The sequence below is a fragment of the Tunicatimonas sp. genome, assembly GCF_049647865.1.
In the GTDB taxonomy this organism is placed as follows: domain Bacteria; phylum Bacteroidota; class Bacteroidia; order Cytophagales; family Cyclobacteriaceae; genus Tunicatimonas.
Window position 1 is genome coordinate 1 of record NZ_JBARYM010000476.1, and the last position, 2,365, is coordinate 2,365.

Here is a 2,365-nt window from a genome sequence, read left to right on the forward strand (position 1 = left end):
CGCGCTTCTGATGCGCTGCAACTCACTGAGTCTTTTCCTACCGGCAAATTTCCGGCTGAGGTAGCTATTGCTGAGTTTGTGGAAGGAGAGGAAATTATTGGCTACCTACGTATTAAATTTAGCGAGAATCCTCCGCAGCGCTGGGAACCGGTAGCCTACACGGGCGATAATGCTAACGTAAGTACGCTGGTAGAATCAGGGATATTTGTGCTAGCCGATGGTAACGTACTGGCTGACTTGCCTACCATTGACGGTGAAGAACGAGAAGCTATCATGAATAGACTAAACGATACGCTCGACGAAACTTACGAAGACGACCGGGCCTGGGCTGAATTAGAACTAGAAAGTGGCAACCTAGTAGCCTGTTCATCGGGCGATGGGGCCGGAACGTATTCAACCTATATTGGTCACGATGAGCAAGGAAAAATCTGCCGATTACTAGTAGACTTCGCTTTGTTTGAAGAAGATGAATAGCGATGGCTAACGGGCTGCCCAATTACCAATTACAGCAAGACCAACAAGCGGCTCCGTTTTCGCTTCGTACGATGGAAGCCACTGATCAAGCTCATCAGGGGCAACCGGATCAGCCACACCGGCACTTCTACTATACCATTTTGTGGCCGTTCAACGCTACAGGTACCCATATGATTGATTTCGTTAACTACGAGATTAAGCCTGACCATATTTTCTTCATCAGTCCGGGGCAGGTCCATCAGGTACGTACCAACGCTCAACCTACCGGAGTAGTACTATTGTTTACCCCCGATTTCTTGCAGATGAACGGTATTCGCGAGGAGTTTATCGATCAGCTTAAGATTTTCCGCACCTGCGAAGAAAACCCACCGCTCGCTGTTTCTAAACCTCTAAGAGGCACTCTGCAACTTTACGTAGAACAGATGCAGCAAGCCCAGCAGCTACTAGATTACCGCTACGAAGCGTTAGGAGCCTGGTTAAAACTATTTTTAATTGCCTGTAATAATGCCTGCGATTTGGCACTCGCCGACCCGCAGCAGTTGCAAGCCGGACAAACCATTCTTCGCCAGTTTAAGCAGTTGGTAGAATCTCATATTACTGAGTGGCACAAAGTAAACGAATACGCCGAGCAACTATTTATCACGCCTAATCACCTGAACGATGTGGTTCGCTCGCTGCTAGGACAAACGGCTAAAGAATACATCCAACGACGACTCACGCTGGAAGCTAAACGGCGCGCCGCTTTTGAAGCAATCACCACCAAAGAACTTGCTCATAATCTTGGCTTCCGCGACCCATCCCACTTTACCAAGTTTTTTCGCGCCCAAACCGGGCAGTCTCTTTCTGAGTTCAAAGCAACTCAGTTTCGGTAAAGAGTAAACGGTTAAAAAGCATTTTTACCCTTAACCGTTCACCATCTACCTTACATACCACACTACGTTCCCTGGTTTTTACCATCCTTTCCCCGATTTTGTCGCGATCAAACACTTATTGGCTGCGTTAGTATGAGTAGTTGAAATCAATAAACCAGATAAAATTATGAAAACGATATTACATAAAGCCGAAACTCGCGGACACGCTAATCACGGTTGGTTAAACAGTCGTCATACTTTTAGTTTCGCCCGCTATCATAATCCCGAGCGAGTTCATTTTGGAGTGCTTCGGGTACTGAACGACGATGTGGTGCAAGGCGGTATGGGCTTTGGCACGCACCCGCATGATAACATGGAAATCATCTCCATCCCACTGGAAGGGTCGTTGGAACACAAAGACAGTATGGGTAGCAAAACCGTGATCCACCAGAACGATGTGCAAATTATGAGTGCCGGCACTGGAGTTTCTCACTCGGAGTACAATCACAGTAAGGAGAAGCCGGTGAATTTTCTACAAATCTGGGTATTCCCCAAAGAGAAAAATATTGAGCCTCGTTACGATCAGATTACCTTTAAGCCGGAAGATCGGGTGAACCGTTGGCAGCGAGTAGTCTCGCCCACCGAAGAAGGAGCCGTATGGATTAATCAGGATGCGTACTTCTCGTTAGGCAACTTAACCGAAGGCACTACGCTAGATTACAAAATTTCTCAATCTGGAAATGGCGTATATATATTTGTACTGAAAGGTAACGTGACTGTAGCCGATCAAACGCTACACCAGCGTGACGGTTTAGGCATTTGGGATACCGATAAAGTTACTTTCCAAGCGGATAGCGATACGGAAGTGTTGCTAATGGACATTCCGATGTCAGTTAACTAATTTGTGACTAAGAAGCTAGTGCGCGTTTGAAATGTACGCTAGTGCTTTGTCAATGTTTAAAATTTGGGTTCAGGCAGTCGTGAAATTTGTCCTAGACAGAGGCGCAAAAAATGAGCATAGCCGTAGCTACGCGAATTTT

At 46.5% G+C, this 2,365-nt stretch carries 3 protein-coding genes; all 3 read left to right on the forward strand.

Features of this window, described 5'->3' with window-relative positions; translation table 11 throughout:
- On the forward strand, nt 1-474 hold a 474-nt coding region (locus WBA23_RS14135; RefSeq protein ID WP_424582925.1), incomplete at its 5' end, for a DUF4241 domain-containing protein.
- 2 nt (nt 475-476) lie between these two features.
- Complete coding sequence (locus WBA23_RS14140; protein ID WP_424582926.1) at nt 477-1,346, forward strand: helix-turn-helix domain-containing protein; 870 nt, start codon at nt 477-479, stop codon at nt 1,344-1,346.
- 166 nt (nt 1,347-1,512) lie between these two features.
- Nucleotides 1,513-2,226, forward strand: coding sequence for a pirin family protein (locus WBA23_RS14145; RefSeq protein WP_424582927.1), 714 nt, complete (start codon nt 1,513-1,515; stop codon nt 2,224-2,226).
- Nucleotides 2,227-2,365: the final 139 nt, after the last annotated feature.

What these genes read in the sequence shown, in the direction of transcription:
- WBA23_RS14145 (WP_424582927.1), top strand. Translation starts at nt 1,513, where the DNA reads ATGAAAACGATATTACATAAAGCCGAAACTCGCGGACACGCTAATCAC.
- WBA23_RS14140 (WP_424582926.1), top strand. Translation starts at nt 477, where the DNA reads ATGGCTAACGGGCTGCCCAATTACCAATTACAGCAAGACCAACAAGCG.